Raw genomic sequence first — 26749 nt, 5'->3', positions numbered from 1 at the left:
GCACGCCGCCGGCCGGCTACACCCGGGCCTCGAACAGTGCCACCGAGCCCCGCACGGTCAGCCGGTAATCGGTGAACCTGGCGGCGAGTTCGGCCTCCAGGTCGGCCAGCGCATCGCCCCGGTTGTCGAACGTGCCCTTCTCGTTGAGCTCGCCCAACAGCTTCCGCGCACGCTTGCCGTGCGCGACACCCGTCGCCAACACGGTGCTGCCGAAAATCCGGCCGCCGGGCACCACATGGGCGCGTGCGTGGTCGAACACCTTCGCCTTGTGCGCCATCCCACCCGGAAGACAGTGCAACAGGAAGTTCAACCCCGCCGAGTCGAACCGCTTCCCGTCGAGCTCGAACGGGGAGAGCACGTCACGTTCGAACGTGTCCGGCCCGAACCGACGCAACCGGGTGGATGCCTTGGTGAGCACCGTCGGATTCAGATCCACCAACGCGATCTGCGGCCTGGGCGAACGGTGCCGGCAGCGATCGAGGAAGAACCCGGTGCCCGGCCCCAGATCCAGGTGCCGCGCACCGATGTTGCGGTCGTACCCGGCCAACATCTCGGCGCGATCGCAGCGCCAGACCCATCGGCAGATGACCCCGAGCACCACGAGGTCGTACAGCGACAACCAGCGCCGCGTGTACGTCGCCGTCCCGGCGAGGATGCGATCCCGGGTGGGGCCGGCCTCCGCATGCTCAGACACCGGCACGCTCCTCGGCAAACGCCTTCGCCAGCCGCAGGTTCGACATGCTGTTCGCGCTGAGCACCCGACGCAGGTACTTGCGGGCGTCGAGCACCGACGTCCCCGGGCCCAGGATCGACAGCGCGGACGGATCGATCGTCGCGGTGTGCCTGGCGGCGAGCACGAAACCCTCACGAGTCGGGGTGAACCGCCAGTGACCGGTGTGGCCGGTCAACAACTTGGGCAGGTGGATCTGCTTGTACACGATCAACTCGCCCGGCAGACAGACCCGTACCGACCGAGTGGTATGCGCGGAGCCGTCCGGGGTCTCGGTGTCCATGTCGAAGAACTGGATGTTCGGGACGGGCTCCTCCAGCACCAACCGGGAAACGTGCGGAATCCGCTCCGGCCACTTGTCCGCCTCGTACAGATAGGCGTAGGCGTCGTCGATCGAGCCCGCCACGAACAACGGGTCCTCGAAATCGACCGCCAGATCCCGCTGCTCCGGCGTCTGCTCGGCGGCCTCGATCAGGCCCGCGAAGAACTCGCCCGACTCGCGGTCGACCCGCTCCGCGTCGAATCCGCCCTCGCCGAGCGCCGCCTGATCCACCGTCACCTCGGTGGACGAGGCGGACAGCGGGCGAAACGTCCACACCCCGCGCGATCCGGCCGCCGGCGGCTCGGCCGGCTCCCACTCGTACTCGATCCGCAGCGCTTCCCGGTCGAACCGCCAACTCGCCTGCCAGGTCCGTACCGTGTGCTCGTCGAGCACCCACCAGTGCCGGAACGACTCCGCTCCGTCCCGGACGCCCAACGACTGCGCGTGCACCGAAGGACGATGGAATTGCGACCACTCGCGCAGCTCCGCGAGCAGATCGAATACCTCGTTCGCCGGCGCGGCGACCACCGCGGTATGCCGGACGACACCCTCACCCACAATCGGCATATCTGATATCCCTTCACGATTCGGCGACAGCACAGCATTCCCAGCACCGAGCCTCACGGCCCCCGCTCGAATCCGCGTGGAACATCACTGGAAAACCGCCGCGCCTCCCGACGACCGTCGGCCGGGCGCTATCGCCGAGGCCGTCGCACGATCGGCGAAAGGAGCTGATGCGCTCCCGAAAGTCGTCGGTCCTTGCCGGACGTCGGCGGATACGGACACCCGGAACCGGATTCGCGGACGCCGCGTCGCAGTGCTGTTCGCACACGCGGACGGTGCTGCGGAACGGCTGCGGAACGGCTGCGGGGACGGTGTGATGGGCATGCGGGGGACCTGGTGGGACCGGGTGTTGCGGCTGCTGATGGCGGTGGTGTCGATTCAGGTGGTGATGATCGCCCAGCCCGCCTGGGCCTGCGGATGCGGTGCGGCGGTGCCCGCCGACGGGCGCACGCTGAGCGTGGGTCGGGAGACCTCGGTGGTGCGCTGGGACGGGCGGGTCGAGCGCATCGACATGCGGCTCAGCGTGTCGGGGGACGCCGAGCGGGCGGCGTGGATCATGCCGGTGCCCACACGGGCCACCCTCGCGCTGGGCGACGACGCGCTGTTCGGCGAGCTGGAGCGGGTGGTGGCGCCCGTCGAGCGGGTGCGGCACCACTTCTGGCCGAACTCGGACGACTGGCCGTTCGGTGGGGGTTCGGATGACCGGCAGTCGGTCCGGGCGGCGGCGCCGCCCGCGGCGGGCGGGGTCGAGGTGGTCGGGCGGGAACGGCTGGGCGCGTTCGACGTCGCGCGGTTGGCGGCCACGGACCCGCGTGCGCTGGGGAGTTGGCTCGCGGACAACGGCTTCCACCTGCCCGACGCGCTGGCCTCGGCGCTCGAACCCTACGTGCGACAGCGCTGGGAGTACGTGGCGATCCGCCTCGCCCCGGAGGTGGCGGCCGGCGGGCCGACCACGCTGCGGGGCGACCTGGACCCGTTGCGGCTGAGCTTCGCCTCGGACCGGCTGGTGTACCCCATGCGGCTGTCCCGCCTGGCCAAGGTGCCGCAGCACCTGCGGCTGTACGTGCTCGCCGCGCACCGGATGCAACCACGCTCGGACATCGGCGGCGCGCCGCCCAAGGTGCTGTACGCGGGCCGGCCGGACCTGCGGGCGGGCGACGCCGACGTACGGGCCCCGATCGACGGCAAACCCGCCTTCCTCACCGCGATCGACCAGAACTTCTCCACCCCGTCCGCGATCGACGACGACCACGAACTGCGCCCGACGGCACACGACACGGGCTATCAACGGGCCACGTATCGGGACGAGTTGCTGACCGTCGGCGGGGTGCCGGCGTGGCTGCTCACGGCGGGGGGCGGCCTCGCGGTCGTCGCGGCGGCCGCAGGCGTGTGGTGGCGTGGCCGGCGCCGGCGCGGGCGCGGGCGCGGGCGCGCGGGTGCGTGGCCGGGTTCACCGCCGACCATGCCGCCCACGCCGCCGCGTCCGCTGCACGCTCCGCACTGACCGTCGACGCGGCCTCGTCCATACCCGTTGTCGAACGCCCGGGCGGGAGCGGACAATGACGGGCCCTGTAGCACCGCCGCAGCACCTCGGGAGAAACCGCGTGGGTTCCACCGTCCGACACATCACCATCGACTGCGCGGCACCGCACGAGCCGTACGACCTGGCCCTGTTCTGGAGCAGAGTGCTCGAACTCCCGCTCGGCCCCGACGACTTCCCCGGCGACCCGGAGGCGGCCGTGATCACCGGCGACGGCCGGCCGATGTTGCTGTTCGTGCGGGTGCCGGACGCCAAGGCCGGCAAAAACCGGGTCCACTTGGACCTGGAGCCGGACACCACCCGCGAGCAGGAACTGGAGCGCATCCTGGCCCTGGGCGCAACGGTCGTCGCCGACATGCGCAAGCCCGACGGCCGAGGGTGGGTGGTCTGCGCAGACCCGGCCGGCAACGAATTCTGCATCGAGGCAAGCAAATCCGACCGCACCACAGCCCAATCCACCTGAGAGGAAGGAGGCCAAACGAGTCCCCGGGCACCGGGGAAGCGGTTTGGCCTCCTTTCGGCGCGCGCCGCCCGACCGGGGTAGGCCGTGTCGGGCGCTGTCAGCTCACGTCTGCGCGGCGATGGTGGTGGATTTCGGTTGGGGCGGCCGGGGTTGCGTGGGCGCCCGCGCCGTGGCGGAGGAGCCAGGCGGTGGCCTCGTCGCGGGGCAGCGCCTTGGACATCAGCCAGCCCTGGGCCGCGTCGCAGCCGAGTTCGCGCAGGCGCTGGTAGGTGGCCTCGTCCTCGACGCCCTCGGCGACCACCCGCAAACCCAACGAGTGGGCCAATTGCACGATCGAGCAGACGATCGCCGCGTCCTCCTCGTTCATCGTCAACCGCGCCACGAACGAGCGGTCGATCTTGATCTCGCTGACCGGGATGTGCCGGAGGTGTACGAGCGAGGAGTAGCCGGTCCCGAAGTCGTCGAGCGACAACCGCACGCCCAGCCGGCGCAGCGCGTCCAGCGACTCGGCCGCGCGTTGCGGTTCCTCCAGGAGCACCCGCTCGGTGATCTCCAGCTGTAACGCCCCCGCCGCGACGTCGTGTTCGCGCAATCCGGCGGCCACCGAGTCGGCGAACGAGGGCACGTGGATGTCGCGCGCGGAGATGTTCACCGCGACCGTGACGTCGATGCCCTCCACATGCCAGCGTGCGACCTGGTCGAGCGCGACGTCGACCACGTAGCGGGTGAGCCGGGGCATCAGGCCGGTCTGCTCGGCGAGCAACACGAACTCCTCGGGGGAAACCTGCCCCCTGGTCGGATGCCGCCACCGCACCAGCGCCTCGCAGCCGTCCACCCGACCGTCCGCGAGCCGAATCTTCGGCTGATAATGCAGCTCGACCTCGTGGTTGTCCAAGGCCCGCCGCAGGTCGCCGAGCAGCAGCAGCTTGTCCCGCGTGTTCACGTCGCGCGTGTCGTCGTACAGTTCCACCCCGCTGCGCGAGCGTTTGGCCAAGTACATGGCCACGTCGGCGAATTGCAGCAATCCCAGCACGTCGGAGGCATGGTCGGGGAAGATCGCCACGCCGACGCTGGCCTCCACGTCCAGGGTCAACTCGTCCAGATCGAACGGCTCCCCGAGCCGGTCGACGATGCGATGGGCCAGCCCCAGGACCACCTCCTGCGCGGTGAGCCGGTCGGTGCCCATGTCCAACCCCGGCAACAGCAGCGCGAATTCGTCACCGCCGAGTCGGGCCACCGTGTCCCCGGGACGGACCAGCGTGGCCAGTCGCGCGCCGACCTGCTGGAGCAGCCGATCACCCGCGACGTGCCCCAGCGTGTCGTTGACCTCGTGGAACCGATGCAGGTCGAGCAGCAACAGGGCGACCCGGCCACCACGGCCGCCGACCCGACCCAGCGCCTCCTCGCCGCGCTCCAGCAGCAGGCGCCGATTCGGCAGCCCGGTGAGCGCGTCGTGCCGCGACTCCTGCTCGCGGTCGAAGCGGACCATCGTGCTGCGGTAGAGGGTGTGCAGCGGGACCACGAACAGCGGGAGCAGCCAAGGCTGTTCGGCGCAGATGACAGCGATCAGCGGGGACAGTCCGATCAGCGCGCCGTGCGAGACGGCGCGGGCCCGAATCTCCATGCGGGCCAGCGAAAGCACGCTGACCCCGCGCCAATTCGCCCTGGTCAACCAGCCCGAGGTCTGCGAGACGGCCGACATCGCCAGGCCGGCCAGCGCGACCACGGGGAAGTCGACCACGTGCAGCGCCCGGGCGGAGTCCGGCCCCGGATCCATCCCGAACACCCCGAGCACCGCGTCGGCGGCCAGGAAACCCAGCACGTAATGGCCCACGGTGTAGCCGATCCGCCACCACGAATCACCCCGGAGCAGCCCGGACACCAGGACCGGGACGGTCTGCCACAGCGCCGCGACCTGCCACCCGTGCACGAGCAGCAGACCGAACGTGATGGCGATCGACGGCATCGCGCCGGGGATGTACAACCCCCGGCGCGTCATCGCCGTGTAGACCCCGTCGATCGACACCAGGGCGAGCATGATCCACACGCCCGGGGTCGCCGGGACCGGACTGCGGCCGTCGATCAGATTCGTCGTGGGCGGGACGACGAGCGCGAGCACGCCCGCCAGCGCGACGATCCCGGTATGGATGAAGAACGCGCGCGGTCGTGCCAGTCGCGACAGGTCCGTCCTGCCGATCCGACCCATGCGCCTGCTCCCTGCGGCCTCGTCGGACGGCATCCCGGGCGCCGGGACGGGTACGCCTGTGGGGCACCGAGCCCCCCGGGTGGGGCAAGCTCGTGCCCAGGGTAGGTCGTTCCGGCACGACTAGGGAGGGTTATCAGCCGGCGCGCTCGGCCGCCCACGCGAGGGCCGCCTTCGCCCCGTCGGCGAGCAGAACCGCGAAGCCCTCGTCGTCCAGGATCGGCAGACCCAGTTGCACTGCCTTGTCGTATTTGGAGCCCGGATTGTCGCCCACGACGACGAAGTCGGTCTTCTTGGAGACCGAACCCGTCACCTTGGCGCCGCGCTGCTCCAGAGCCTCCTTGGAGCTGTCCCGGGTGTAGCCGGCGAGAGTTCCGGTGACGACCGTCACAATCCCGTCAAGCAGGCCGGGCGGCTTCTCCTCGTCGGCCCCCTCCTCGGCGAGCCGGACCCCGGCGGCGCGCCACTTCTCGACGATCTCCCGGTGCCAGTCCTCGGCGAACCATTCGACCACCGCACCGGCGATGATCGGGCCGACGCCGTCGACCGCGGCGATCTCCTCCTCGGACGCGGCGCCGAGCCGGTCGAGGTCGTGGAAGCCGCCGGTGATCGCGCGGGCGGTGGTGTCGCTGACGTGGCGGATGCACAGTGCGGTGAGGACACGCCACAGCGGCTGGGTCTTGGCCTTCTCCAGCTGTTCGATCAGCTTGAGCGTATTGGCCTTCGGCTCGGAGGGCTTCTTGACGTTGCCCTCCTTGTCGTAGGTGGCCTTCGACCAGAAGTAGGGGACGAGTTCCTTCTCGTCCTCGGCCGCGCCCTTGCGGTTGACCTTGCGCCACATCTGCACGTCGCGCAGCTGCTCGGCGGTCAGGTCGAACAGGTCGGCCTCGGTCGCCAGCACGGACGGACCCGCGGCGGGCCGGGTCAGCGCCGCCGCCGTCTCGTAGCCGAGCGCCTCGATGTCGAACGCCTTGCGGCCCGCGAGGTAGAAGATCCGCTCACGCAACTGGGCCGGACACGACCGCGCGTTCGGGCAGCGCAGATCGATGTCGCCCTCCTTCATCGCGCGCAGCTCGGTCCCGCACTCGGGGCACGTGGTGGGCATCTCGAACTCGCGCTCACTGCCGTCGCGCAGATCCGCCACCGGGCCCAGGATCTCGGGGATCACGTCACCGGCCTTGCGCAGCACGATCGTGTCGCCGATGAGTACGCCCTTGGCCTTGACCACCTGCTGGTTGTGCAGCGTCGCCCGGGCCACCACGGAGCCCGCCACGGTGACCGGCTCCATCACCGCGAACGGCGTCACCCGCCCGGTGCGCCCGACGCCCACCTCGATGTCGAGCAGCTTGGTGTTGACCTCCTGTGGCGGGTACTTGAACGCGATCGCCCAGCGCGGCGCCTTGGAGGTGGCACCCAGCCGACCCTGGATCGGGATCTCGTCGACCTTGATCACGATGCCGTCGATCTCGTGCTCGACCGAGTTGCGGTGCTCGCCGAAGTAGCGGACGAACTCCTTCACTTCCTCGATCGTGTCGACCACCTTGTTGTGCCGAGCGGTCGGCAACCCCCACGCGTGCAGGCGCTCGTACGCGTGCGACTGGCAGTCGATCTCGAAGCCCCGCCGGGCACCGATGCCGTGCACGATCATGTGCAGCGGACGCGACGCGGTCACGCGCGGGTCCTTCTGCCGCAACGATCCGGCGGCGGCGTTGCGCGGATTGGCGAACGGCTTCTCACCGGCCGCCACCAGGCGCTCGTTGAGCTCGTCGAACTTCTCGATGGGGAAGAAGACCTCGCCCCGGATCTCGACCAGCTCGGGTACGTCGTGCCCGCCGTCGTCCCGCAGCCGGGACGGGATCTCGGCGATGGTGCGGATGTTCGGCGTGACGTCCTCGCCGGTGCGGCCGTCTCCGCGCGTCAACGCCCGAACCAGGCGACCGTTCTCGTACAGGAGGTTGATCGCCAGCCCGTCGATCTTCAGCTCGCACAGGTAGTGGAACGTCCCCGTGCCCAGCTCGCGGACCAGGCGGTCGTCCCACTCGTCGAGCTCTTCCTCGTTCATCGCGTTGTCGAGGCTGAGCAGGCGCTCCAGGTGGTCGACCGAGGCGAAGTCGGTCGAGTAGGTCCCGCCGACCTTCTGGGTCGGCGAATCCGGCGTGCGCAGCGCCGGATACTCCTCCTCGATCGCCTCCAGCTCCCGCATCAGCGCGTCGAACTCGCCGTCGCTGACGACCGGCGCGTCCTTCACGTAGTAGCGGAAGCGGTGCTCCTCCAGCTCACGGGCGAGCGTCGCGGCGCGTTCGCGCACCTCGGCCGGGATCTCGTCCACTCCGGTCGTCGCACCAGCCACGTCGTCGCCCTCCAGCGCCACCAGTTCGAATTCGGACTGCGGTACGTCTACGCCCGCATGGCGCTCTCGGGGTCGTCCCGAAGCACCCGGCCGGCAGCAACGCTGTGTGACAGGGCCGCTCGGGCGTAGGCCGGAGAGGCACCGGCGAGGCCACACGTGGGGGTCACCACGACGGCTTCGACCAGCGACTCCGGCGGGAAACCGAGCCTGTTCCACAACGTTCCGACAGACCTGACGGTACCGGGCGGGTCGGACAGTGGCCGCGCTCCCACACCGGGCGTGGCCTCGGCGGATGCCGGTTCGGCGGGCAGGCTCGGCACCACGCCGGCGAACAGTCGCATGCCCGCCTCGATCGCCTCGCCGATCGACTCGTCCTGGGCCTCGCCCAGCAACGACATGTCCAGCGACACGCCCACCACGCCGGCCTGGCGCAGCAGGGTGATCGGGATGCCCGGCGCGCAGGAGTGCACGATGGTCGGCGTCCCGGCCGCCGCGATCACGTCCCGCAGCGTGTCCCGGACCACCGCCTTGTCCACCGCCCGCAACCGACCGAACCCGCTCGCGGTCGGCACCTCGCCGGAGATCACCCCGAGCAGCGCCGGCTCGTCCAGCTGGAGCAGCAGGCTCGCCCCGGGGATGCGGCGGGCCACCTCCGCCAGGTGCAGCCGGATGCCCTCGCCGAGCGAGACGGCCAGGTCGCGGCAGGCGCCCGGGTCGGCCAACGCCTTGTCGCCGTGCCCGAGTTCGATCGTGGCGGCCAGCGTCCACGGGCCCGCGACCTGGACCTTGAGCGGGCCGGTGTAGCCCTGCGTGAACTCCTCCAGCGCGTCCAGGTCCTCGCTCAGATACGAGCGGGCCCGGCGGTGGTCGCGTCCCGGGCGGTCCACGAAGCGCCATCCGGAGGGCTGTACGTCGGTGTACAGGTCGACCAGCAGCCCGGCCGAGCGCCCGGTCAGATCGGTGCCCGGCCCACGCGCCGGCAGCTCCGGCAGGTGCGGCAGGTCGGGCAGCAGTTCGAGTGTCATCTCGACCGTCTCGCGGATGTTGCTCCCGGGCATCGAACCGATCCCGGTGGCGCCGGGTGACCAGGGAAAAGTGCGTTCTGGGGTGTCCACGCCCGGAAGCTTAGTTCGACGTGTCCCGGACCCCGGCGGACGCCGTGACGGGCTCGGCCGACGCGGGCGCGGCCGGCTCCTCGGGCGCGCCGCGCAGCGGGACCTCGCGGACCAGCCAGGACACCGCGAACGCGAGCGCGGACAGGATCGCGAGCCCGATCGCCACGCCGTGCAGGCCGGCGGTGACCGCCGCGTGGAAGGTGTCCCGGGCGGCGGCGGGCAGCTCGCGCGGGGCCGCGGGGGTGTCCCCGTCCAGGCGGCGGGCGTACACCGAGCCGAGCAGCGCGACGCCGAGCGAGCCGCCGATGGTGCGGGTCAGCGTGGCGGTGCCGCTCGCCGCCCCCAGGTCGCGGCGGTCGGCGCTGTTCATGGTGATCAGCATGGTGCTCTGCATGACGAAGCCGACGCCGATCCCGACCACCGCGGTGAGCGCCGAGGCGACGGCGGTCGGAGTGTCCACGCGCAGCCCGAGCAGGGCGAGCGCGCCGACGACCATCACCGCGCCGCCCAGGATCGGATACAGCCGGTAGCGCCCGTTGCGGCCGATCAGCCGCCCGGTGGCGATCTGTACGCCGAGCATGCCGAACATCAGCGGCAGGAGCAGCAGGCCGCCGGCGGTCGGCGAGGTCTCCCGGACGAACTGCATGTATTGCGGGAGGTAGTTCATCGCGGCCATCATCACCGCGCCGACCAGGAAGCTCAGCACCTGGGCAAGGGTGAAGTTGCGGTCGGCGAACAGCCGGGGCGGGATGATCGGCTCCACCGCGCGCCGCTCGACCGGGACGAAGCAGGCGAGCGCGACGACGGTGAGGGCGGCGAGGCCGAGGATCCGCGGCGAGGTCCAGGCGTGGGAGGTGCCGGCCCAGCCCGCGAGCAGGGTGAGTGCGACGATCCCGGTGGTGAGCAGGGCGGCGCCGGCGATGTCGATGCGGGCCTTGATCCGCACATGCTCGACGCGGATGCCGAGGCCGACGACGGCGAGCGCCAGGAGGCCGACCGGGACGTTGACGTAGAACGCCCAGCGCCAATCCAGGTGATCGGTCAGGAAGCCGCCGAGCAGCGGCCCGCCGACCAGGGCGATCGGCATGATCGCGCCGAAGAGCGACTGTACGCGGCCGCTCTGGCGCGGCGGGACGAGTACGCCGATCAGCGCGAACGCGCCGACCATCAGACCGCCGGCGCCCAGGCCCTGGACGGCCCGGAAGACGATCAGCTCGTTCATGTCCCGGGCCAGGCCGGACGCCATCGAGCCGACCAGGAAGACGCCGATCGCGGCCGCGAAGGTGCCCTTGCGGCCGTACAGGTCACCCATTTTGCCCCAGATGGGCGTGGTCGCCGCGGCGGCGAGCAGGTAGGCGGTGACCACCCAGGAGAGCCGATCCAGGCCGCCGAGGTCGCCGACAATGGTGGGCAGGGCGGTGCCGACGATGGTGCCGTCGAGCATGCCCAGGAACATGCCGAGGATGGGGCCGAGGACGGCCAGGGGGATCCGGTCGGGCGGCGCGGTGTCGGATTGCATGGGTGCCCCCGGGGCGTGGTTCGGATGGGGTGCGCTGCGGATGGTGTGACGTGGGTCAGGCCGCGTACGGGCGGGCCGCCTTCGCGTCGCGCAGGGCGTGCGCCCACCAGGCGAGGCGGTCGAGCATGGCGTCGGCGGCGGCGTTCGCGGCCGGATCGATCGCGTCGCCGTCGGCGTCGAACTTGTCCCAGTGCCCGTGGAAGCTGACCGTGTCCCGGACGGTGACGGCGTGCAACTCGGCCAGCACGACCCGCAGTTGCTCGACCGCACGCAGACCGCCGGAGAGGCCGCCGTAGGACACGAAGCCGACCGGCTTGGCGTGCCACTCCGGGCCGTGCCAGTCGATGGCGTTCTTCAGCGCCGCCGGAAAGCTGTGGTTGTACTCCGGGGTCACGACCACGAACGCGTCGGCGGCGGCGAGCCGGGGTGACACCTCGGCGAGCAACGCGACGGTATCGGCCGCCGGCGGCTGCCCGAAGGCCGGGAACACGGTGGGCAGCGGCGTCTCGACGAGGTCGACGACATCGACGTCGAGGCCGAGATCGTCCCGGGCGGCGGCACGGTCACGGATCCACCCGGCGACGGTGGGGGCGAAGCGGCCTTCGCGGGTGCTGCCGACCAGGACGGCGAGGCGCAGGGGGGCGGAGGACATGGGGACTCCAGGGTGCTCGATCACTTGCATGGATGTGTACGTCGTATCGATCGAAATACAACGTACACAGAAGGGTGTACGCCGTCCACTCCTGATACGTTGTACACATCCGTACGCACAACAGAGCGTCGTACGTCCCGGAAGGAGCCGTCGCCATGGCCGGCAAGAAGAAGAAGTCGCCTCCGGCCGAGGCGGGGGCGGGTGCCCCGGACGTCGCCGCGCCGCGCACCTCCCTGTGGGCGCGACTGGCCGCCCCGGCCCCGGCCGCCCGTGCCGTGCTGACGCCGGAGCGCATCGCCGAGGTCGCCGTCGGGATCGCCGACGCCGAGGGCATCGAGGCGGTGACGATGCGGCGGCTGGCGACCGAGTTGGGCGTCGCGCCGATGGCGGCCTATCGGTATGTGTCGGGCAAGGACGACCTGTTGGAGCTGATGGTCGACCGCGCCTACGGCGAACTGGTTGCGCCGCAGCCGGGCGCGGGGTGGCGGGCGGCGCTGCGGGACCCGGCGGTGAACACGCGCGAACTGGTGCTGCGCCACCCGTGGTTGGTACGGCTGCCGTCGGCCCGGGCGGCGGTCGCCCCGACCCCGAACCGGATGGCGGTGGCCGAGTGGGGCCTGCGCGAACTGGCGGAGGCCGGGTTGTCCGCCGACGAGGCGATGGCCGCCGTCGAGGCGGTCGGATCGTACGTCCATGGCCGCACGGCCGCCGAGATCGCGACGCGGCACCTGATGGCGGCCCAGGGCGCCCCCGACGACGCCAACGCCCTGCGCACGTCGCTGGCCCCGGAGATGACCTGGCTCATCGGCACCGGCCACTACCCGGCCTTCCGGAACTACCTGGCCTCGGCTCAGCGCAAGGACGACCACCAATGGCGCTTCGAAACCGGCCTCGACGCCCTCCTCGACGGCCTGGCCGCCCGGCTACGCATCTGAGTTGTCGCGATGGCCGACGTTCGCAACCATCTCGCGGATGTCCTCGACCGCGCTCGACGCGATGAGACTCCGACCATCATTACGCGGCGTGGCAAGCACGAAGCTGTCGTGCTCGACATCGACGAGTTCCCCCGCCTGCGTCTGTTGGCCGAGCGGGCCGAGGACTTCCGGCTCAACAAGTCGGCAGACGAGGTTGCAGCCGAAGGAACGGACGGGTCCGTCTCACTCGAAGAGATGGCCGCCCTGCTCCAAAACCACCACGCCTGACCCCGATGGGTTACCTCAAGCGCTTTACCCGTCCGCCCAGCGAGACTTGCCCGAGGTTCCCCGCGTCGATGCGGTGCGGATCCCGCGCTCCATCGGCGGGCCGGCTGCCCCGACGGCGTGCCTACGTGGGCCAACCGCCGTACGGCACGGTGATCAACTCCATGTAGTGGCCCGCGGGGTCGAGGAAGTACACGCCCTGGCCACCGTCGTTGTGGTTGATCGTGCCGGGATGTTGCTGACGCGGGTCGGCGTAGTGCTCGATCCCGCGCTCCTTGATCTTCGCGTACGCGGCATCGAACTCCGGCTCGGAGACCAGGAAGGCGTAGTGCTGAGGGGTGATCTTGTCCGGGGGGATGGTGGCGAAGTCCAACGTGACGCCGTTGCCGAGTGCGACCGCGACGAATGGCCCCCACTCGCCGGAGATTTCGAGTCCCAACAGATCCGCGAGGAACTCGGCGGACTCCCGGTTGTCCCGGGCGTGGACGACGGTGTGATTCAACTCGACAGACAAGGAATGCCTCCAGGGGGCATCTCCCGGCACCTCCATGCCTCACCCAGCCGGCGACCGACACGCGATGCTTCCCCAAGCCTAACCGTATGGGCGGCCAGGATCGCAGGGCGGGCGGAAGGGGCAGCCGGGGTCGCGAGGTGGGGGAGGGCGGGGCGGGGGCGGGGGCGGAGTCGTGACGTGGGCAGGGCACGGCACCTGAGTCGTGAGGTGGAGCGATGGGTGGGGCCGGGGTCGTGGGGTGAGTGGAGTGTGGCGCCGGAGGCGTGAAGTGTGCGGGGACGGCACCGGGTTCGTGGGGTGAGCGATGGGTGGGGCCGGGGTCGTGGGGTGAGTGGAGCGTGGCGCCGGAGTCGTGAGGTGAGTGGAGCACGGTAGCCGGGGGGCGTGGGGTGAGCGGGCCGGGTGGGCCGGAGTCGTGAGGTGAGTGGAGCATGGCACCGAAGGCGTGAGGCGGGCGGAGCGCGGCAGTCGGGGTCGTGGGGTGAGCGACGGGTGAGGGCGGGGTCGTGGGGTGGGTGGAGCGTGGCGCCGGAGTCGTGAGGTGAGTGGAGCATGGCACCGAAGGCGTGAGGCGAGCGGAGCACGGCAGCCGGGGTCGTGAGGTGAGCGGGTCGGCGCGCCGGGGTCGTGGCGGTGGCGGCGGCTTTTTATTGGGCGCTTCGCGCCGGCTCGCGAGGCACCGCTTTTCTGCTCCCCCGCTTCGCTCCTCCGCAGAAAAGCGGCACCCCGCTCGCGGCTGTGCGCCCCTCCGCTTCGCTCCGGGTCGCCCAGCCTAAAAAAACAAGCGGCGGCTCCGCCGCTCTCCGCGCTTCGCGCGTCGATCGCGTGGGCGGCCCGAGTCGTGGGCGCTGACGCGCCATGGGGTGAGGGGCGGGGAGGCCAGGCTCGCGGCACGACGCGGGCCACTCCCGGGGCGACCACCCTCGCGACACGGGCCTCACCCGCCACCGTCGCGATGTGGGCCTTGCCCGGTGAGCCGAGTCGTCGGCGCATCCCGTCGGCGCGTCAGCGCCCACGACCCTGGTCGAGGTGGTGATCGACGCGCGCAGCGCGGAGAGCGGCGGAGCCGCGGTGTTGTGGGTCGGATGGCCCGGAGCGAAGCGGAGGGACAGCCGGCCCCGAGCGAGGGGCCGCTTTTTCTCGGAGGAGCGAAGCGGGGGAGAGAAAAAGTGGTGCCTCGCGAGCCGGCGCGGAGCGCCCAATAAAAAGCCGCCGCCGCCGACACGACCCCGGCCCACCCGACCCGCTCACTTCACGACTCCGGCCCACGCGGTCGCTCATCTCACGACTCCGGCCCACCCGGTCGCCCACCTCACGACCCGGCTGCCGTGCTTTGCTCGCCTCACGCCTTCGGTGCCATGCTCCACTCACCTCACGACTCAAACCTCACCCTTCGCTCGCTTTGCGACTCGGCTGCGCTCTTTGCTCGTCTCACGACTCCGGTGCCCTGCTTCGCTCGCGTTGCGACTCCGGCCCCGCCCTTTGCTCCCGTCGCGACTGCGGTTGCGCGTTCTGCTTACCTCGCGATCCTGGCCTGCTACGCGGAGCGTTGGTTGGCGGGAAAGGCGCTGGCAACGGGGGAGCGGGGGACGGAGCCGGGTTGCGTTCGCCGGCGTCTTCCCGAGTGGGTCGGGGTGCTTCGGTGGGCGGTGGGAGTGTGGGTGGCGAAGCTTCACGAACCCGGATTGTTTGGGGCGTCGGAGCGTCAAGGTGGGAGAAAACCGCAGGTCGGCGCGAGTGGACGCCGTTTCGGGTGCCGCGGGATCCGGTTTCGGTTCCTGCCGAGCAGTTTTGGTCTCCTCGGCGGCCCCTGTGAGGGAAGGAGCGTGCGATGCCGGCGCCGACCGGGAAGTCTTCGGTCTTCACAGCGGCGTTGAGGGGCCGGAGTGCACGAAGCCGGCGCTCAACGCTCGACCTTCCGCACCGATCGCGCAACCGCAGGTCACGGAAACTCGCAGCCGAAAAGCACCCACCGCGATTCGGTTTCGAACCCCACTCCCCGAAAACACCCCTCGAAACGCGCCGACCCGCTCGGAAGTGCCTCCGGACGAGCCAACTCGTCTGTCTCGAACTACGCGTCTACTTGCGCCCTTTCGCGGAACAACGTGCCAGTGTCGCCTGGAAATGTGGGCCCTTGGGAGATCTGCGAGGTGGGGTCAGGTCGCCCGCAGGATGGTCAGCATTGCTGACCAGGAGGCCTGAGTGATGTTGAGATGGCCGAGATTGGGGGTCTTGCCGTCGCGAACTGGGATGGTGGCTAGGGGTGTTGCTACCTCGACACAGTCGCCGCCGTTGTTGCCGCTGTGGGTGCTCTTACGCCAACCGGAGGGCGTGGTCTGGGGCATGGGATCACGGGTCCTTGTGTCGGCTGACCGGGCTCCGCCGTCCGGACGTGGGCGGCGGAGCGCCGGTGGGTGGTCAGGATGTGTGGTGCAGGGTGGTCAGCAGGGCTGACCAGGAGGCCGGGGTGATGGTGATGTGGCCGAGGTTGGGGGTCTTGCTGTCACGGACTGGGATGGTGGCGAGGGCGGTTGCGACCTCGACGCAGTTGCCGCCGTTGTTGCTGCTGTAGCTGCTCTTGCGCCAACGGGAGGGCGGCGTGGTGGCTTTTGTGATCATGGGCTCACAGTCTCTTCAGCGCGGAGGCGATCAGATCGATTGACCGCGTGGGCGAAAGGGCCTCAGCAACCAGGAGATCGTAGACGCGCTGAGCCGCCTTCACGTCTGCCGGAGTTGCCAGGATCTGCCCTTGCAGAAATCCGTCCACGTAGACCACGTCTGGTCCTTCGTCCAGCGTAAGCGCTGCGAACGGTCCGCCGACCCCGGCGTGGGCACCCGATTCATACGGAAGCACCTGGATAACGAAGCGTGGTTGGTCGGCGAACTCAAGCAGCCGTTCGAGCTGTTCGCGCATCACGTCACGCTCACCCCAAACGCGACGTAGCACGTTCTCATCCAGTACGGCACGGAACTCGGGCGGATCCTGGCTTTCGAGGATGCGCTGGCGTTGGAGACGTGCGGTGACCTGCTCGTCCAGATCCTTGAGATCCAGGCGCCCTGCCCCCAGAATCGCACGTGCATAGCGCTCCGTCTGAAGCAATCCAGGCACCACTTGTACCTCGAACGACCTGATGATCGTCGCCGCCTCCTCCAATTCGACGAACGGCCTGAACCAGGTCGGGTACGCGTACCGGATCACCAGTGGCCACAGGCGCTGGAAGCGGTCGCCCGTTGCGAAGAGTTCGTCGGCCGGCTTCGACAGGTCTTCGGTCGGGAGGCGCTTGGCGGCCTCGATCTTGTTGAGGAGCGATGGGGCCATCCAGGCGCGCTTCGCCATCGCTCGTTGGGTCATGTTGATCTTCTCGCGCTCGCGACGCAGCTCGGTCGCGTAGTACTTGAGAACGGACGCCGAGGGGTCCAGTTCGGTGGCGGCGGACACAGTGCCCCCAGAAATGTGTTGAAAGCGAACGAAGTCAACCCCGGCCCCAGCCGATCATAGGCACTTCTCGTCACGCTTGGCATACAAACGACTGCATTGAGCTTGTATGTCGACGGAAGGCACTATGGCATGACCCACCCCTTGCGGAGACCCGCCGCCCCACAACTCGCCGCCACGGAAGCCGAATCCGTCCCCGAGCCGCCGGGCAGCGGCATCACGATCGCCGTGTATCGGGTCGGCCCGGAGGGTGTCCGCGTCCTTGTTCCGCCGGAGCGGCACAAGCGTTCCGCGCGGGATCCGTGGCCCACCCCGGATCCGCCCTGCCGGTGCTCGCCGAACTGCCCGATGCGGTGAACCGCCTTCTTCGTCCCCACGGCATGGCCCATGGATCGGCGTTCGGGCTCAAGTCTCGGGAGCCGAGCGCCGATGACGCGGGCGAGGGTGTGGGGCGAGACACGGATCAATCGATGTGAATCGAGAGGAATGCATGAGCGCGCGTTGCACATGGGACGAGTTGCCCCGCGCCGTTCGTCGGCGCGTCGAGTCGGTGGTGGGGTCGGTCGTCGGGGCCGTGAGCCCGGAGACCTTCTACACGTCGCCCTTCGTCGCGACGTTGGCCACCGCCGAGGGTGGTCGGGCGTTCGCCAAGGGGGCGCCGGTGGGGGACTCCGAGGCGGCCGAGGGGCTGCGTCGTGAAGCCGTGGTGTCGCCGGTGCTGGGGCGGTTCGCGGCGCCGCTGCTCGGGGACCTCGTCGTCGACGGATGGCGCGTGCTCGTGTTCGAGTACGTCGAGGGGACGCACGTCGACCTCTCGCCCGGCTCCGACGAACTGGACGTGCTGGCGCAGACGTTGGAGGACGTGCAGACCATCGACCCGCCGTACGGCATCGAACTGCCGGCCCTTGCCGAGCGGTGGGAGAAGTACCTGACCGGCGACGAGCGTTCCCTCCTGGCCGGCGACGCGCTCGTGCACACGGACCTGGTCTCGGAGAACCTGATGATCAGGTACGCCGGTTACGGCCGTCGGCTGTACCTGCTCGACTGGGGCCGCGCGGCGATCGGGCCGGCATGGGCCGAGTATGCCGGGCTCTACGACCGGCTGCTGCTCGGCGGCCACTCGCCCGAGTCGGCCCGGGCCTGGCTGGGCCGCTTCCACGCGTGGCGGCATGCCGGTCGCGCCGCGCTGGGTGCCTTCGTCGCGGCCCGGCAGCGGCAGGAGGTCGACCTCCTGGGGGACAAGGCCGCCGCGCCCGGCGTGGCGCGCTGGGCGACGCTGCTCGACGAGTGACGAGTGACGAGTGACACCGCCCCCGCCCCCGCTCACCGCACCCTCAGCGCGTCCACCGCCAGCCTCCCCACCGTCCCGATCACCGCGTCCGCGGCCGGCAGGGCGGCTGCCGTGTCCGCCGAGTGGGTGCAGACCGTGATCGCGTAGCGGCCGCCGTCCGGGTATTCGACCACGCCCGCCTCGTGTCGCATCGTCGGCAGCGTGCCGGTCTTCCCGGAGACCCGGACGTCGTCGAACGGGAAACCGGACGCCAACCGGTGCGACCACGCCTGGAGGCCGAGCACCCGGCGCAGCCCCGCCCCGTATTCGCCCCCGCACGCCTCGTCCCGCCAGATCGCCGCGAGCAGCCGGGTCAGGTCGCGCGGCGTGCCCCGGTTCGAGCGGTTCGGGTCGAGGGCCCGCAGGCGGCCCACCACGGCCGGGTCGACCAGCGCCGCGGGGCCGTTCGGGCCGGCGTCCTCCCGCATGCCCGCGTACAGCTCGCGCAGCGGTTCGATCGCCACCGTCCGGGTCAGGCCCAGCTTGACCATGGTCGCGTTCACCGTGTCCAGGCCCAGCTCGTCCCACAGCGCGTCGGCCGCCGCGTTGTCGCTCACCGCCACCGTCAGCGAGGCCAGGTCGCGCAGCGACATCGTGACCGGATCCAGCATCGCGGCCACGCCGGTACCGCCCGGCGAACGCCCGTCGCCGGCGGGCAGTTCGAGCCGCCGGGTCAGCTCCACCCGGCCCGCCTCCGCCTCCCGGAACAGCGTGGTGACCAGGCACAGTTTGTGCAGACTCGCCGTGCTGTACAGCGTGTCCGCGCCCACCTCGACCTCGCGACCCGTGTCGATGTCGAGCGCGTGCAGCGAACCGTTGACGCCGGCGTCGGCGAACGCGGCGGTGATGCGCCCTCGGACCGAGCGCAGGGCGCCGGTGGCCGGGGAGCCGGTACGTGCGGTGCGGGGATCGGTCACAGCGGGAACTCCGAGGCGGGGCGCGGGAAGAGTGGTCGGCCGGGACGTTCGGCGAGCACCCCGGCGTGGCGCCGCAGCGCGTCCTGCGCGGTCTCGGTGAACGCCCGCACGGCCGGCCCATCGGCGCCGCGCGGCCAGGCCGTCGAGGTACGCCACGCGAGCGGCGTGCCGGCCAACGGCCGCCACACCGTGCCGGGTTCGGGTGCGGTCGCGGGGAGCAGTGCCACCGCCGCGCCGGACAACACCAGCGCCCGGGCGAAGTCGCCGGCCGGGACGTCGTGCACCGCCGCCGGCGTACAGCCGTGCCGGGCGCACGCGGTCAGCGTCTCGTCGTACAGCGCGGGGGCGAACTCCCGGGGGAACAGCACCAGCTCACACCCCGTCAGGTCGGCGAGCCCGATCTCGGTCGAGTCCGCGAGCGCGTTCCCGGCGGCCAGGAGCACCCCGAGCGGCTGGTACGACATCGGCCCCAGCTCCAGATCGGCCACCGCACACGGGTGGCGCAGTACGCCCACGTCGAGGGTGCCGGCCGCCAACTCGCGCAGTTGCCCGGCGGTGGTCAGCTCGCGCAGCTCCAACGCGCCGCCCGGTGAGCGGTCCGGGAATCCCGTCAGGATCGCCGCGACGGCCGCGCCGCCCAGATCCGGCGGTACGGCCGCGCGGATCGCGCCGGTGACCCCGCCGCGCAACCCGGCCACCGCGGCGCCGAGCCGATCGGCGGCGGCCAACAGTTCGGCCGCCTCGGCCAGGACGACCCGCCCGGCCGGGGTCAGCGCGACCCCTCGGCTGTTGCGATCGAACAGGCGCACACCCAGTTCGCGTTCGAGCCGCTGGATGCGCTGCGACAGGGACGGCTGAGCCACCCGCAGCCGCTCGGCGGCTCGGCCGACGTGCCCTTCCTCGGCAACGGTCCGGAAATACCGGAGGTGCCGAAGGAGGTCCATGAGCAGCAATGATAGTCAATCGCCTATCGATACCGGTGCGATCGCACTCTTGGACCTCCCGGTCGGATCCCTGTTCTCCTGTCGAGGCACGCGCAGATCGGGGAGGACGCAGATGACGCACGGAGTGAACGCGGGGTCCGGATCATCCGGGCCGCATGCAAACGACCGAGCCAGGCGGCGGCCGAGGCGGCCCCGTCGGGCCTGGGCCCTCGGAATGGCGGCCACGCTGGTCCTCGCCGGTGCCGGCTGGGCCGCCGCCGATCGCTGGTTCGGGGGCGGGGACGACGACCGGCTCGGCTCGGCCGCAACCCCCGGCACGGCGAGCGGTGAGGCGGATCGGGCCGCGCGTACCTTCCTCGACCACTGGGCCGCCGGGCGCTGGGCGGAGGCGGCGCGACTGACCGACGATCCGCCGACCGCCGAGACCACGCTGCGCAGCTTCACCGTCGGCCTGGAGATCACCGAGCCCACGTTCACTCCCGGCCCGGCCCGGACGGCGGCGGCCGGCGCGGTCACGGTGCCCTTCGGCGCGGCGATGCCGGTGGCCGGACTCGGCGCCTGGAACTACGACTCGGCCCTCACTCTCGCCAAGGGCGACGGCGGCTGGATCGTGAAGTGGCAGCCTGCCCTGGTCCACCCCAAGCTCGGCGCCGAGGCCAAGTTCCGGTTGACCAAGGGCGCGGCCGGCGCGCCGGCGGCGAAGGTGCTGGACCGCGACGGCGGTGTCCTGTCCCCGGCCGACCACCCGTCGCTGACCCCGATCTTCGCCGCCGCCGGCGGCGGGGCCGGATCCGGCGCCGGGTCGGTACAGCTGATCAGCCGGGCCACCGGCGAAGTCGTTTCGACCGAGGCCGAGTTCGGCGCGGTCAAGCCGGCCCCCGGCGGCGGTCCGGTGGCCACCACGATCGACCCGAGGCTCCAGCGCGCGGCGGACGCGGCAGTGGCGAAGCACGCGAACGGGCGCCTGGTCGGGCTGGTCGCGGTGAGCATCGACAAGGGCGAGGTGCTGGCGCTCGCGAACGCGCCGACCACGGGCATGAATCGGGCCTTCATGGGCCGGTACGCACCCGGCTCGACGATGAAGGTGATCACCACCGCGGCGCTGCTGAGCAAGGGCGCGGTGAAGCCGACCGACGTGGTGGACTGCCCGAAGTACCTGACCGTGGGCAAGCAGTTCCACAACGTGGAGACCTCGGAGATCCGCGGTGCGACGTTCCGCGAGGACTTCAAGCACTCGTGCAACACGGCCTTCGTCTCGCTGCGCGGCAAACTCGGCGACGACGAACTGAGCCGGTTCGCGAACGACCACTTCGGGATCGGCCAGGAGTGGAAGACCGGGATCGCCTCGTTCGACGGCAAGGTGCCGTTGCCGGTGGACGAGACCGACAAGTCGGCGGCGATGTTCGGCCAGGGCACGGTACAGGCGAACCCGCTGGTCATGGCATCGGCGACGGCGACGGCGGTGTCCGGCACGTTCCGTCAGCCGGTGGTGATCAAGGGCCAACGGCCCACCGCGAAGGGCCGCGACCTGCCCGCGTCGGTGGTCGCCGACCTGCGCGGCCTGATGCGCGCCACGGTCACCGACGGCTCCGCCAAGATCCTGGCCGACCTCCCCGGCGACGTCGGCGCCAAGACCGGCACCGCCGAGGTGACCGAGACCGGCCCCAACAACGGCTGGCTGGTCGCCTACCGAGGCAACGTGGCCATCGCCTGCCTGGTCGAAGCCGGCATCACCGGCAGCGGCTCGGCCGGCCCCATAGTCCACGACATCCTGTCGACGACCCCCTGAGCACACCCCCGCACCAGCCCAGGCACCCCGTCCGCCACTCTCACCCGACCGGCAACCTCGACCGGCAACCTCGACCGGCGATCCTCGACCGCGATTCTCGATCGCCGACTTCGATCGCGATCCTCAAACGCCGACCTCGAACGCCGACCGAGCACATTCCAGCCCGGCCGGCGTTTGAGGCCAAGTGGCCCGTCCGGCGCTCGAGGACGAGCGGGCCGCAGGCCGGCCACGCCAACAACCGGGCCGCAGCCCGGCCACGCCACCAGTCGGCCGCAGCCCGGCCGCCCCCCGACTCAAACCCCAAAGGCCAACCCCACAGACCGCCCTATCTCCCGCCGCTGCAGGTAGAAACACGCCTTGTGCGGCTCCGCCCCGTGCTCCCCGGTGTACCCACCCCGAAGCACCGGCCCGCCCTCCGTGGGCACCGGGAACATCCGCGCCAACGTCGGATCGGCCGCCACGAGATCGTCCCGGTCGGCCAGGTTCACCCAGTTCTCCACGAACGCCGGCGGCTGTGCCGGCTGCGGCCGCACCCACGAGTCGACCACCGTGTCCGGGCCGAGCGGCGACCCGAGCGTGATCAGCAGCGGCAGCGGTCTGCGCAATCGATGCGCGAGTTCGTACGCCACCACCGCCCCGAGCGAATGCCCGATCACCACCTTGGTGTCGAAGCCGATCTCGGCACCGACCCGGTCCAGCACCCGGTTCCGGGTCTGATCGTCCGTCAGGTAGCGGGTGAGCTGGGTGAGCGCCTTGTTCACGAATCCGCCGGCCGAGCCCGGGCCGTCGGCCGCGAACCAGCGCAGGCCCGCGAGTCCACACGTGGGGGAGAGCACGACGGTGCGTCCCGTCTCCCCGGGCCCGCCCTCCAGGCGGGCGATCTCCCGTGCCGCGCGCTGCCGTTCCGGCGGCACCGAGCCGCGAACCGCGGCCCGATCCAGCCATTCGCGGCCTATCCGCGCGGTCACCTCGTGCTGGATGTCCTCGTCGATCATCTCGCTCTGCGACGGGTGCCGGCGGAGCAGATCACCATAGAACGCCATCCGCGCGTCGATCCCGCGACGGGTGTGGCGGTACTTCCACAGACGGTCCGCGACCTCGGGAAAACCTGCGGCCTTCACTCCCCGGGCCAGTCGTGGGACCCACTCCTCCTCGAGCGTGTGGGCCGACCTGTATTCCTGCGCGATCCCGTGTACCAGCACGATGGCGGCCATCGTGTCCCCTCCCAAGCCCCGAGTCCTTGACGAGCGCGCTCTCGGACGCCGGGCCCAAGAGTTGTGCGAAGGGCCGATCGACGCGGGGGGACGCAGACCGGAGAGTGGCTTCGCAAGGTTCTCTTACCCAGTCGGTAACGGAAGTTGGCATTTGAGTGAAGTTACTTCCGGGTTGTTCGACGAGATGTGCCGTCCGGCCGGAAATATTCGCACCTGCCCGGGCCTCCGGAGCCCCGTCGCGGCCGTCGGAGCACCTCGGACCGGCCGTGTCCCGGGCCGATCGGTCCGTCACGGAATCCGTTTCCGCTTCGCCATAGACTTGGCCCCCACACCCGACGAAACCGAAGGAACCCGCCTGCATGCCTGGCATCACGCGCGAGGAGGTCGCCCACCTCGCCCGGCTGTCGCGCCTCGAGCTCGGGGCCGAGGAGCTGGACCACCTCGCGGCCCAGCTCGACGACATCATCGGCGCGGTGGCCCGCGTCGCCGAGGTCGCGGCCGACGACATCCCGCCGACCTCGCACCCGCTGCCGCTGACCAACGTCATGCGGCCGGACGTCGTCCGCCCCGGGCTCACCCCCGAGGAGGCGCTGTCCGGTGCGCCGGCCGCCGAAGAGCAGCGTTTCCGGGTGCCCCGGATCCTGGGAGAGGAGTGACGGCCATGACCGAGACCATCCGCTGGACCGCGGCCGAGACCGCCTCCGCCATCGCCGACGGCAAGGTCACCGCCGTCGAGGTCGCCCAGGCGCACCTGGACCGCATCGAGGCCGTCGACGCCAAGGTGCACGCCTACCTGCACGTGGACGCCGACGGCGCGCTCGCCGCGGCGCGGGCCGTCGACGACGCCCGCGCGCGCGGCGACCGCCTCGGCCCGCTGGCCGGCGTACCGCTCGCGCTCAAGGACGTGTTCACCACCAAGGGCGTGCCGACCACCTGCGGGTCGAGGATGCTGGAGGGCTGGCGGCCGCCGTACGACGCGACCGTGACCCGCCGGCTCAAGGACGCGGGCGTGGTCATCCTCGGCAAGACCAACATGGACGAGTTCGCCATGGGGTCCTCGACCGAGAACTCCGCCTACGGCCCGACCGGCAACCCGTGGGACACCACGAAGGTCCCCGGCGGCTCCGGCGGCGGCTCGGCCGCCGCCATCGCCTCCTTCCAGGCGCCGCTGGCGATCGGCACCGACACCGGCGGCTCGATCCGCCAACCCGCCGCGCTCACCGGCACGGTCGGCGTCAAGCCGACCTACGGCGGGGTCTCCCGCTACGGCCTGGTCGCCTTCTCCTCCTCGCTCGACCAGGGCGGCCCGTGCGCGCGCACCGTGCTCGACGCGGCGCTGCTGCACGAGGCGATCGCCGGTCACGACCCGCTCGACTCGACCTCGATCGACGCCCCGGTGCCGAACGTGGTCGAGGCCGCCCGCTCCGGGAGCGTGCGCGGGCTGCGCGTCGGCGTGGTCAAGGAGTTCGCCGGCGAGGGCTACCAGGCGGGCGTGCTGGCGCGCTTCGCCGAGGCCGTCGAACTGCTGCGCGAGCTGGGCGCGGAGATCGTCGAGATCTCCTGTCCCAACTTCACCTACGCGATGCCGGCCTACTACCTGATCGCGCCCTCGGAGGCGTCCTCCAACCTGGCCCGCTTCGACGCCATGCGCTACGGCCTGCGGGTCGGCGACGACGGCGAGCACTCGGCCGAGGAGGTCATGTCGCTGACCCGCGAGGCGGGCTTCGGCGCCGAGGTCAAGCGCCGGATCATGCTCGGCACGTACGCGCTGTCCTCCGGCTACTACGACGCGTACTACGGCCAGGCGCAGAAGGTCCGCACGCTGATCACGCGCGACTTCGAGGCCGCGTTCGGGCAGGTCGACGTCCTGGTCTCGCCGACCACGCCGACCACCGCCTTCCCGATCGGGGAGCGCGCGGACGACCCGATGGCGATGTACCTCGCGGACCTGTGCACCATCCCGTCCAACCTCGCGGGCAACGCGGCGATGTCGCTGCCGTGCGGCCTCGCGGACGAGGACGGCCTGCCGGTGGGCCTGCAGATCATCGCGCCCGCGATGGCCGATGATCGGCTGTACCGGGTGGGCGCCGCCGTCGAGGCCGGCTACCTCGCCCGCTGGGGTGCCCCGCTGCTCGACCGCGCGCCCGCGCTCTGATCCTTCCCGACCTTCCCGGCGACTTTTCGAGGAGTCGATATGGCCAAGAAGAAGAAAGCCCCCAAGAGCAACATCGGCAAGGTCTTCAGCGTCGGCATGCAACTCGTCGGCGCCTTCGGCGTGATCAAGCAGATCAAGGAGGCGCGCGGCAAGAACGACAAGCTCGAACTGGCCGACGCCGTGATCAGCGCCGCCGCCGTCGTCACCGGCTTCGCGCTGCTGATCCGGGCGATGCGCGAGACCGACGACGAGCTGACGGAGGCCGACGCCCTGTGAGTACCACCAGCCTGATGTCCTACGAGGACGCGCTGGAGACCTACGACCCGGTGATGGGCCTGGAGGTCCACGTCGAGCTGGGCACCGCCACCAAGATGTTCTGCGGCTGCTCCACCGAGTTCGGCGCCGCGCCCAACAGCCAGGTCTGTCCGACGTGTCTGGGCATGCCCGGCGCGCTGCCCGTGGTCAACGCGACCGCGGTCGAGTCGGCGATCCGGATCGGTCTCGCGCTCAACTGCTCGATCGCCGAATGGTGCCGCTTCGCCCGGAAGAACTACTTCTATCCGGACATGCCGAAGAACTTCCAGACCTCGCAGTACGACGAGCCGATCGCGTTCGACGGATACCTCGACGTCGAGGTCGAGGGCAAGACCTGGCGGGTCGAGATCGAGCGCGCGCACATGGAGGAGGACACCGGCAAGTCGCTGCACATGGGCGGCGCGACCGGCCGCATCCACGGCGCCGACTACTCGCTGCTCGACTACAACCGGTGCGGCATCCCGCTGATCGAGATCGTCACCAAGCCGATCGAGGGCGCGGGCGAGCTGGCCCCGCTGGTCGCCAAGGCGTACGTGGCCGAACTGCGCGAGCTGATCCGCGCGCTCGGGGTGTCCGAGGCCCGGATGGAACTCGGCCAGATGCGCTGCGACGCGAACCTGTCGCTCCGGCCCAAGGGTCGGGAGAAGTTCGGCACCCGCAGCGAGACCAAGAACGTCAACTCGCTGCGCTCGGTCGAGCGGGCCATCCGGTTCGAGATCCAGCGGCACGCCACCGTGCTCTCCGACGGCGGCACCATCGTCCAGGAGACCCGGCACTTCCACGAGGACGACGGCAGCACCACCGCCGGTCGGATCAAGGAGGAGGCGGAGGACTACCGCTACTTCCCCGAGCCCGACCTCGTGCCCGTCGCGCCCTCGCGCGAGTGGGTCGAGGAACTGCGCGGCACGCTGCCGGAACTGCCGTCGCTGCGCCGGGCCCGGCTCCAGGCCGAGTGGGGCGTCAACGACTTCGAGATGCAGTCGATGGTCAACGCGGGCGTGCTCGACGTGATCCTGGCGACGATCGACGCCGGAGCCGACGCCGACGCGGCGCGCAAGTGGTGGCTGGGCGAGCTGTCCCGGCGCGCCAACGAGCGCGGCGTCGAGGTGGCCACGCTGCCGATCACCCCGACCCAGGTCGCGCGCGTGGCGGCGCTGGTCAAGGGCGGCGAGCTGAACGACAAGCTGGCCCGCCAGGTGATCGACGGCGTGCTGGCCGGCGAGGGCGAGCCGGACGCGGTGGTCGAGGCGCGCGGGCTCAAGGTCGTCTCGGACGACTCCGCGCTCGGCGCGGCCGTGGACGAGGCGATCGCGGCCAACGCGGGCATCGCCGACAAGATCCGCGGCGGCAAGGTGCAGGCGGTGGGCGCGCTGGTCGGCGCGGTGATGAAGACCACGCGCGGGCAGGCCGACGCGGCCCGCGTGCGGGAACTGATCCTGGAGCGCCTGGGCGTGTCCTGACCGACCGCCTCCTCCGGA

The 26749-nt window shown here is 70.9% G+C and carries 24 protein-coding genes; 10 read left to right on the top strand and 14 right to left on the bottom strand.

Going from position 1 to position 26749, the window contains the following annotated elements:
• Positions 1 to 16: 16 nt before the first annotated feature.
• Positions 17 to 694 carry a class I SAM-dependent methyltransferase gene (locus B4N89_RS08760; protein WP_235618529.1) on the bottom strand — a complete coding sequence of 226 codons (678 nt, stop codon included), beginning with the start codon at positions 692 to 694 and terminating at the stop codon, positions 17 to 19.
• Positions 687 to 1619, bottom strand: a complete 933-nt coding sequence (locus B4N89_RS08755; protein ID WP_078975329.1) for an SRPBCC family protein — start codon at positions 1617 to 1619, stop codon at positions 687 to 689. The genes B4N89_RS08760 and B4N89_RS08755 overlap by 8 nt, the downstream gene beginning before the upstream one ends.
• A gap of 313 nt (positions 1620 to 1932) precedes the next feature.
• On the opposite strand from B4N89_RS08755, the gene B4N89_RS08750 reads away from it, so the two are divergent.
• Positions 1933 to 3120 carry a DUF2330 domain-containing protein gene (locus tag B4N89_RS08750; RefSeq protein ID WP_078979211.1) on the top strand — a complete coding sequence of 396 codons (1188 nt, stop codon included), beginning with the start codon at positions 1933 to 1935 and terminating at the stop codon, positions 3118 to 3120.
• Between the two features lie 100 nt (positions 3121 to 3220).
• Positions 3221 to 3619, top strand: coding sequence for a VOC family protein (locus B4N89_RS08745; RefSeq protein WP_078975328.1), 399 nt, complete (start codon positions 3221 to 3223; stop codon positions 3617 to 3619).
• A gap of 97 nt (positions 3620 to 3716) precedes the next feature.
• Here the strand turns inward: B4N89_RS08745 and B4N89_RS08740 are convergent, their stop codons facing one another.
• The 5 genes from B4N89_RS08740 to B4N89_RS08720 form a co-directional block, all read right to left on the bottom strand.
• Positions 3717 to 5825 carry a putative bifunctional diguanylate cyclase/phosphodiesterase gene (locus B4N89_RS08740; RefSeq protein WP_078975327.1) on the bottom strand — a complete coding sequence of 703 codons (2109 nt, stop codon included), beginning with the start codon at positions 5823 to 5825 and terminating at the stop codon, positions 3717 to 3719.
• A gap of 133 nt (positions 5826 to 5958) precedes the next feature.
• Positions 5959 to 8172, bottom strand: coding sequence for an NAD-dependent DNA ligase LigA (gene ligA / locus B4N89_RS08735; RefSeq protein WP_235618528.1), 2214 nt, complete (start codon positions 8170 to 8172; stop codon positions 5959 to 5961).
• A gap of 47 nt (positions 8173 to 8219) precedes the next feature.
• On the bottom strand, positions 8220 to 9230 hold the full coding sequence (locus tag B4N89_RS08730) for a methionine synthase (RefSeq protein ID WP_078975326.1): 1011 nt from the start codon (positions 9228 to 9230) through the stop codon (positions 8220 to 8222).
• A gap of 67 nt (positions 9231 to 9297) precedes the next feature.
• Positions 9298 to 10806 carry an MDR family MFS transporter gene (locus tag B4N89_RS08725; protein WP_078975325.1) on the bottom strand — a complete coding sequence of 503 codons (1509 nt, stop codon included), beginning with the start codon at positions 10804 to 10806 and terminating at the stop codon, positions 9298 to 9300.
• A gap of 55 nt (positions 10807 to 10861) precedes the next feature.
• On the bottom strand, positions 10862 to 11458 hold the full coding sequence (locus tag B4N89_RS08720; RefSeq protein WP_078975324.1) for an NADPH-dependent FMN reductase: 597 nt from the start codon (positions 11456 to 11458) through the stop codon (positions 10862 to 10864).
• 155 nt (positions 11459 to 11613) lie between these two features.
• On the opposite strand from B4N89_RS08720, the gene B4N89_RS08715 reads away from it, so the two are divergent.
• Positions 11614 to 12393, top strand: coding sequence for a TetR/AcrR family transcriptional regulator (locus B4N89_RS08715; protein WP_078975323.1), 780 nt, complete (start codon positions 11614 to 11616; stop codon positions 12391 to 12393).
• Positions 12394 to 12402: 9 nt separating this feature from the next.
• The gene (locus tag B4N89_RS08710; RefSeq protein WP_078975322.1) at positions 12403 to 12660 is read left to right on the top strand and encodes a type II toxin-antitoxin system Phd/YefM family antitoxin; all 258 of its coding nucleotides are present in this window, start codon (positions 12403 to 12405) and stop codon (positions 12658 to 12660) included.
• 121 nt (positions 12661 to 12781) lie between these two features.
• On the opposite strand, the gene B4N89_RS08705 is transcribed toward B4N89_RS08710, so the two are convergent.
• The 4 genes from B4N89_RS08705 to B4N89_RS08690 form a co-directional block, all read right to left on the bottom strand.
• Entirely contained in the window at positions 12782 to 13171 is a 390-nt protein-coding gene (locus B4N89_RS08705; protein WP_078979209.1) for a VOC family protein, read from the bottom strand.
• Positions 13172 to 15327: 2156 nt separating this feature from the next.
• Positions 15328 to 15516 (bottom strand): DUF397 domain-containing protein, encoded by a 189-nt coding sequence (locus tag B4N89_RS08700; RefSeq protein ID WP_078975321.1) that lies wholly within the window; start codon positions 15514 to 15516, stop codon positions 15328 to 15330.
• A gap of 73 nt (positions 15517 to 15589) precedes the next feature.
• Positions 15590 to 15790: a DUF397 domain-containing protein gene (locus tag B4N89_RS08695; protein WP_078975320.1), complete on the bottom strand. Its 201-nt coding sequence runs from the start codon at positions 15788 to 15790 to the stop codon at positions 15590 to 15592.
• A 4-nt stretch (positions 15791 to 15794) separates the two neighbouring features.
• Positions 15795 to 16610, bottom strand: a complete 816-nt coding sequence (locus B4N89_RS08690) for a helix-turn-helix domain-containing protein (RefSeq protein WP_078975319.1) — start codon at positions 16608 to 16610, stop codon at positions 15795 to 15797.
• A gap of 487 nt (positions 16611 to 17097) precedes the next feature.
• On the opposite strand from B4N89_RS08690, the gene B4N89_RS08680 reads away from it, so the two are divergent.
• Positions 17098 to 17898 (top strand): phosphotransferase, encoded by an 801-nt coding sequence (locus tag B4N89_RS08680; protein WP_078975317.1) that lies wholly within the window; start codon positions 17098 to 17100, stop codon positions 17896 to 17898.
• Positions 17899 to 17930: 32 nt separating this feature from the next.
• Here B4N89_RS08680 and B4N89_RS08675 read toward each other — a convergent pair whose 3' ends face one another.
• Both B4N89_RS08675 and B4N89_RS08670 read right to left on the bottom strand, forming a co-directional pair.
• Positions 17931 to 18806 (bottom strand): serine hydrolase, encoded by an 876-nt coding sequence (locus B4N89_RS08675; RefSeq protein WP_078979208.1) that lies wholly within the window; start codon positions 18804 to 18806, stop codon positions 17931 to 17933.
• A gap of 44 nt (positions 18807 to 18850) precedes the next feature.
• Positions 18851 to 19798, bottom strand: a complete 948-nt coding sequence (locus B4N89_RS08670; RefSeq protein WP_078975316.1) for a LysR family transcriptional regulator — start codon at positions 19796 to 19798, stop codon at positions 18851 to 18853.
• A gap of 214 nt (positions 19799 to 20012) precedes the next feature.
• Between B4N89_RS08670 and B4N89_RS08665 the strand changes: the two genes are divergently transcribed.
• Complete coding sequence (locus B4N89_RS08665) at positions 20013 to 21587, top strand: penicillin-binding transpeptidase domain-containing protein (RefSeq protein WP_161500671.1); 1575 nt, start codon at positions 20013 to 20015, stop codon at positions 21585 to 21587.
• Between the two features lie 293 nt (positions 21588 to 21880).
• Here the strand turns inward: B4N89_RS08665 and B4N89_RS08660 are convergent, their stop codons facing one another.
• A complete protein-coding gene (locus B4N89_RS08660; RefSeq protein ID WP_078975314.1) occupies positions 21881 to 22801 on the bottom strand; it encodes an alpha/beta fold hydrolase in 921 nt (306 codons plus the stop codon).
• 359 nt (positions 22802 to 23160) lie between these two features.
• Between B4N89_RS08660 and gatC the strand changes: the two genes are divergently transcribed.
• Genes gatC through gatB form a run of 4 tightly spaced genes read left to right on the top strand, consistent with a single transcriptional unit; the run spans position 23161 to position 26731 of the window.
• Positions 23161 to 23457: an Asp-tRNA(Asn)/Glu-tRNA(Gln) amidotransferase subunit GatC gene (gene gatC, locus B4N89_RS08655; protein ID WP_078975313.1), complete on the top strand. Its 297-nt coding sequence runs from the start codon at positions 23161 to 23163 to the stop codon at positions 23455 to 23457.
• Between the two features lie 5 nt (positions 23458 to 23462).
• Complete coding sequence (gene gatA, locus B4N89_RS08650) at positions 23463 to 24956, top strand: Asp-tRNA(Asn)/Glu-tRNA(Gln) amidotransferase subunit GatA (RefSeq protein WP_078975312.1); 1494 nt, start codon at positions 23463 to 23465, stop codon at positions 24954 to 24956.
• Positions 24957 to 24995: 39 nt separating this feature from the next.
• On the top strand, positions 24996 to 25232 hold the full coding sequence (locus B4N89_RS08645; RefSeq protein WP_078975311.1) for a hypothetical protein: 237 nt from the start codon (positions 24996 to 24998) through the stop codon (positions 25230 to 25232).
• Between the two features lie 14 nt (positions 25233 to 25246).
• Positions 25247 to 26731 carry an Asp-tRNA(Asn)/Glu-tRNA(Gln) amidotransferase subunit GatB gene (gene gatB / locus B4N89_RS08640; protein ID WP_174861556.1) on the top strand — a complete coding sequence of 495 codons (1485 nt, stop codon included), beginning with the start codon at positions 25247 to 25249 and terminating at the stop codon, positions 26729 to 26731.
• The last annotated feature ends 18 nt before the right edge of the window (positions 26732 to 26749 follow it).

It is taken from the genome of Embleya scabrispora (assembly GCF_002024165.1).
GTDB classification, from domain to species: domain Bacteria; phylum Actinomycetota; class Actinomycetes; order Streptomycetales; family Streptomycetaceae; genus Embleya; species Embleya scabrispora_A.
The sequence above is the reverse complement of the archived record's forward strand: the minus strand, read 5'-3'. Positions and strand labels throughout refer to the sequence as shown.

Coding starts and splice junctions, on each gene's coding strand:
- B4N89_RS08715 (WP_078975323.1), top strand. CDS start 11,614: ATGGCCGGCAAGAAGAAGAAGTCGCCTCCGGCCGAGGCGGGGGCGGGT.
- B4N89_RS08750 (WP_078979211.1), top strand. CDS start 1,933: ATGGGCATGCGGGGGACCTGGTGGGACCGGGTGTTGCGGCTGCTGATG.
- B4N89_RS08645 (WP_078975311.1), top strand. CDS start 24,996: ATGGCCAAGAAGAAGAAAGCCCCCAAGAGCAACATCGGCAAGGTCTTC.
- B4N89_RS08730 (WP_078975326.1), bottom strand. CDS start 9,230: ATGCCCGGGAGCAACATCCGCGAGACGGTCGAGATGACACTCGAACTG.
- B4N89_RS08665 (WP_161500671.1), top strand. CDS start 20,013: ATGGCGGCCACGCTGGTCCTCGCCGGTGCCGGCTGGGCCGCCGCCGAT.
- gatB (WP_174861556.1), top strand. CDS start 25,247: ATGTCCTACGAGGACGCGCTGGAGACCTACGACCCGGTGATGGGCCTG.
- B4N89_RS08680 (WP_078975317.1), top strand. CDS start 17,098: ATGAGCGCGCGTTGCACATGGGACGAGTTGCCCCGCGCCGTTCGTCGG.
- B4N89_RS08700 (WP_078975321.1), bottom strand. CDS start 15,516: ATGCCCCAGACCACGCCCTCCGGTTGGCGTAAGAGCACCCACAGCGGC.
- B4N89_RS08740 (WP_078975327.1), bottom strand. CDS start 5,825: ATGGGTCGGATCGGCAGGACGGACCTGTCGCGACTGGCACGACCGCGC.
- gatC (WP_078975313.1), top strand. CDS start 23,161: ATGCCTGGCATCACGCGCGAGGAGGTCGCCCACCTCGCCCGGCTGTCG.
- gatA (WP_078975312.1), top strand. CDS start 23,463: ATGACCGAGACCATCCGCTGGACCGCGGCCGAGACCGCCTCCGCCATC.
- B4N89_RS08710 (WP_078975322.1), top strand. CDS start 12,403: ATGGCCGACGTTCGCAACCATCTCGCGGATGTCCTCGACCGCGCTCGA.
- B4N89_RS08660 (WP_078975314.1), bottom strand. CDS start 22,801: ATGGCCGCCATCGTGCTGGTACACGGGATCGCGCAGGAATACAGGTCG.
- B4N89_RS08725 (WP_078975325.1), bottom strand. CDS start 10,806: ATGCAATCCGACACCGCGCCGCCCGACCGGATCCCCCTGGCCGTCCTC.
- B4N89_RS08670 (WP_078975316.1), bottom strand. CDS start 19,798: ATGGACCTCCTTCGGCACCTCCGGTATTTCCGGACCGTTGCCGAGGAA.
- B4N89_RS08755 (WP_078975329.1), bottom strand. CDS start 1,619: ATGCCGATTGTGGGTGAGGGTGTCGTCCGGCATACCGCGGTGGTCGCC.
- B4N89_RS08720 (WP_078975324.1), bottom strand. CDS start 11,458: ATGTCCTCCGCCCCCCTGCGCCTCGCCGTCCTGGTCGGCAGCACCCGC.
- B4N89_RS08695 (WP_078975320.1), bottom strand. CDS start 15,790: ATGATCACAAAAGCCACCACGCCGCCCTCCCGTTGGCGCAAGAGCAGC.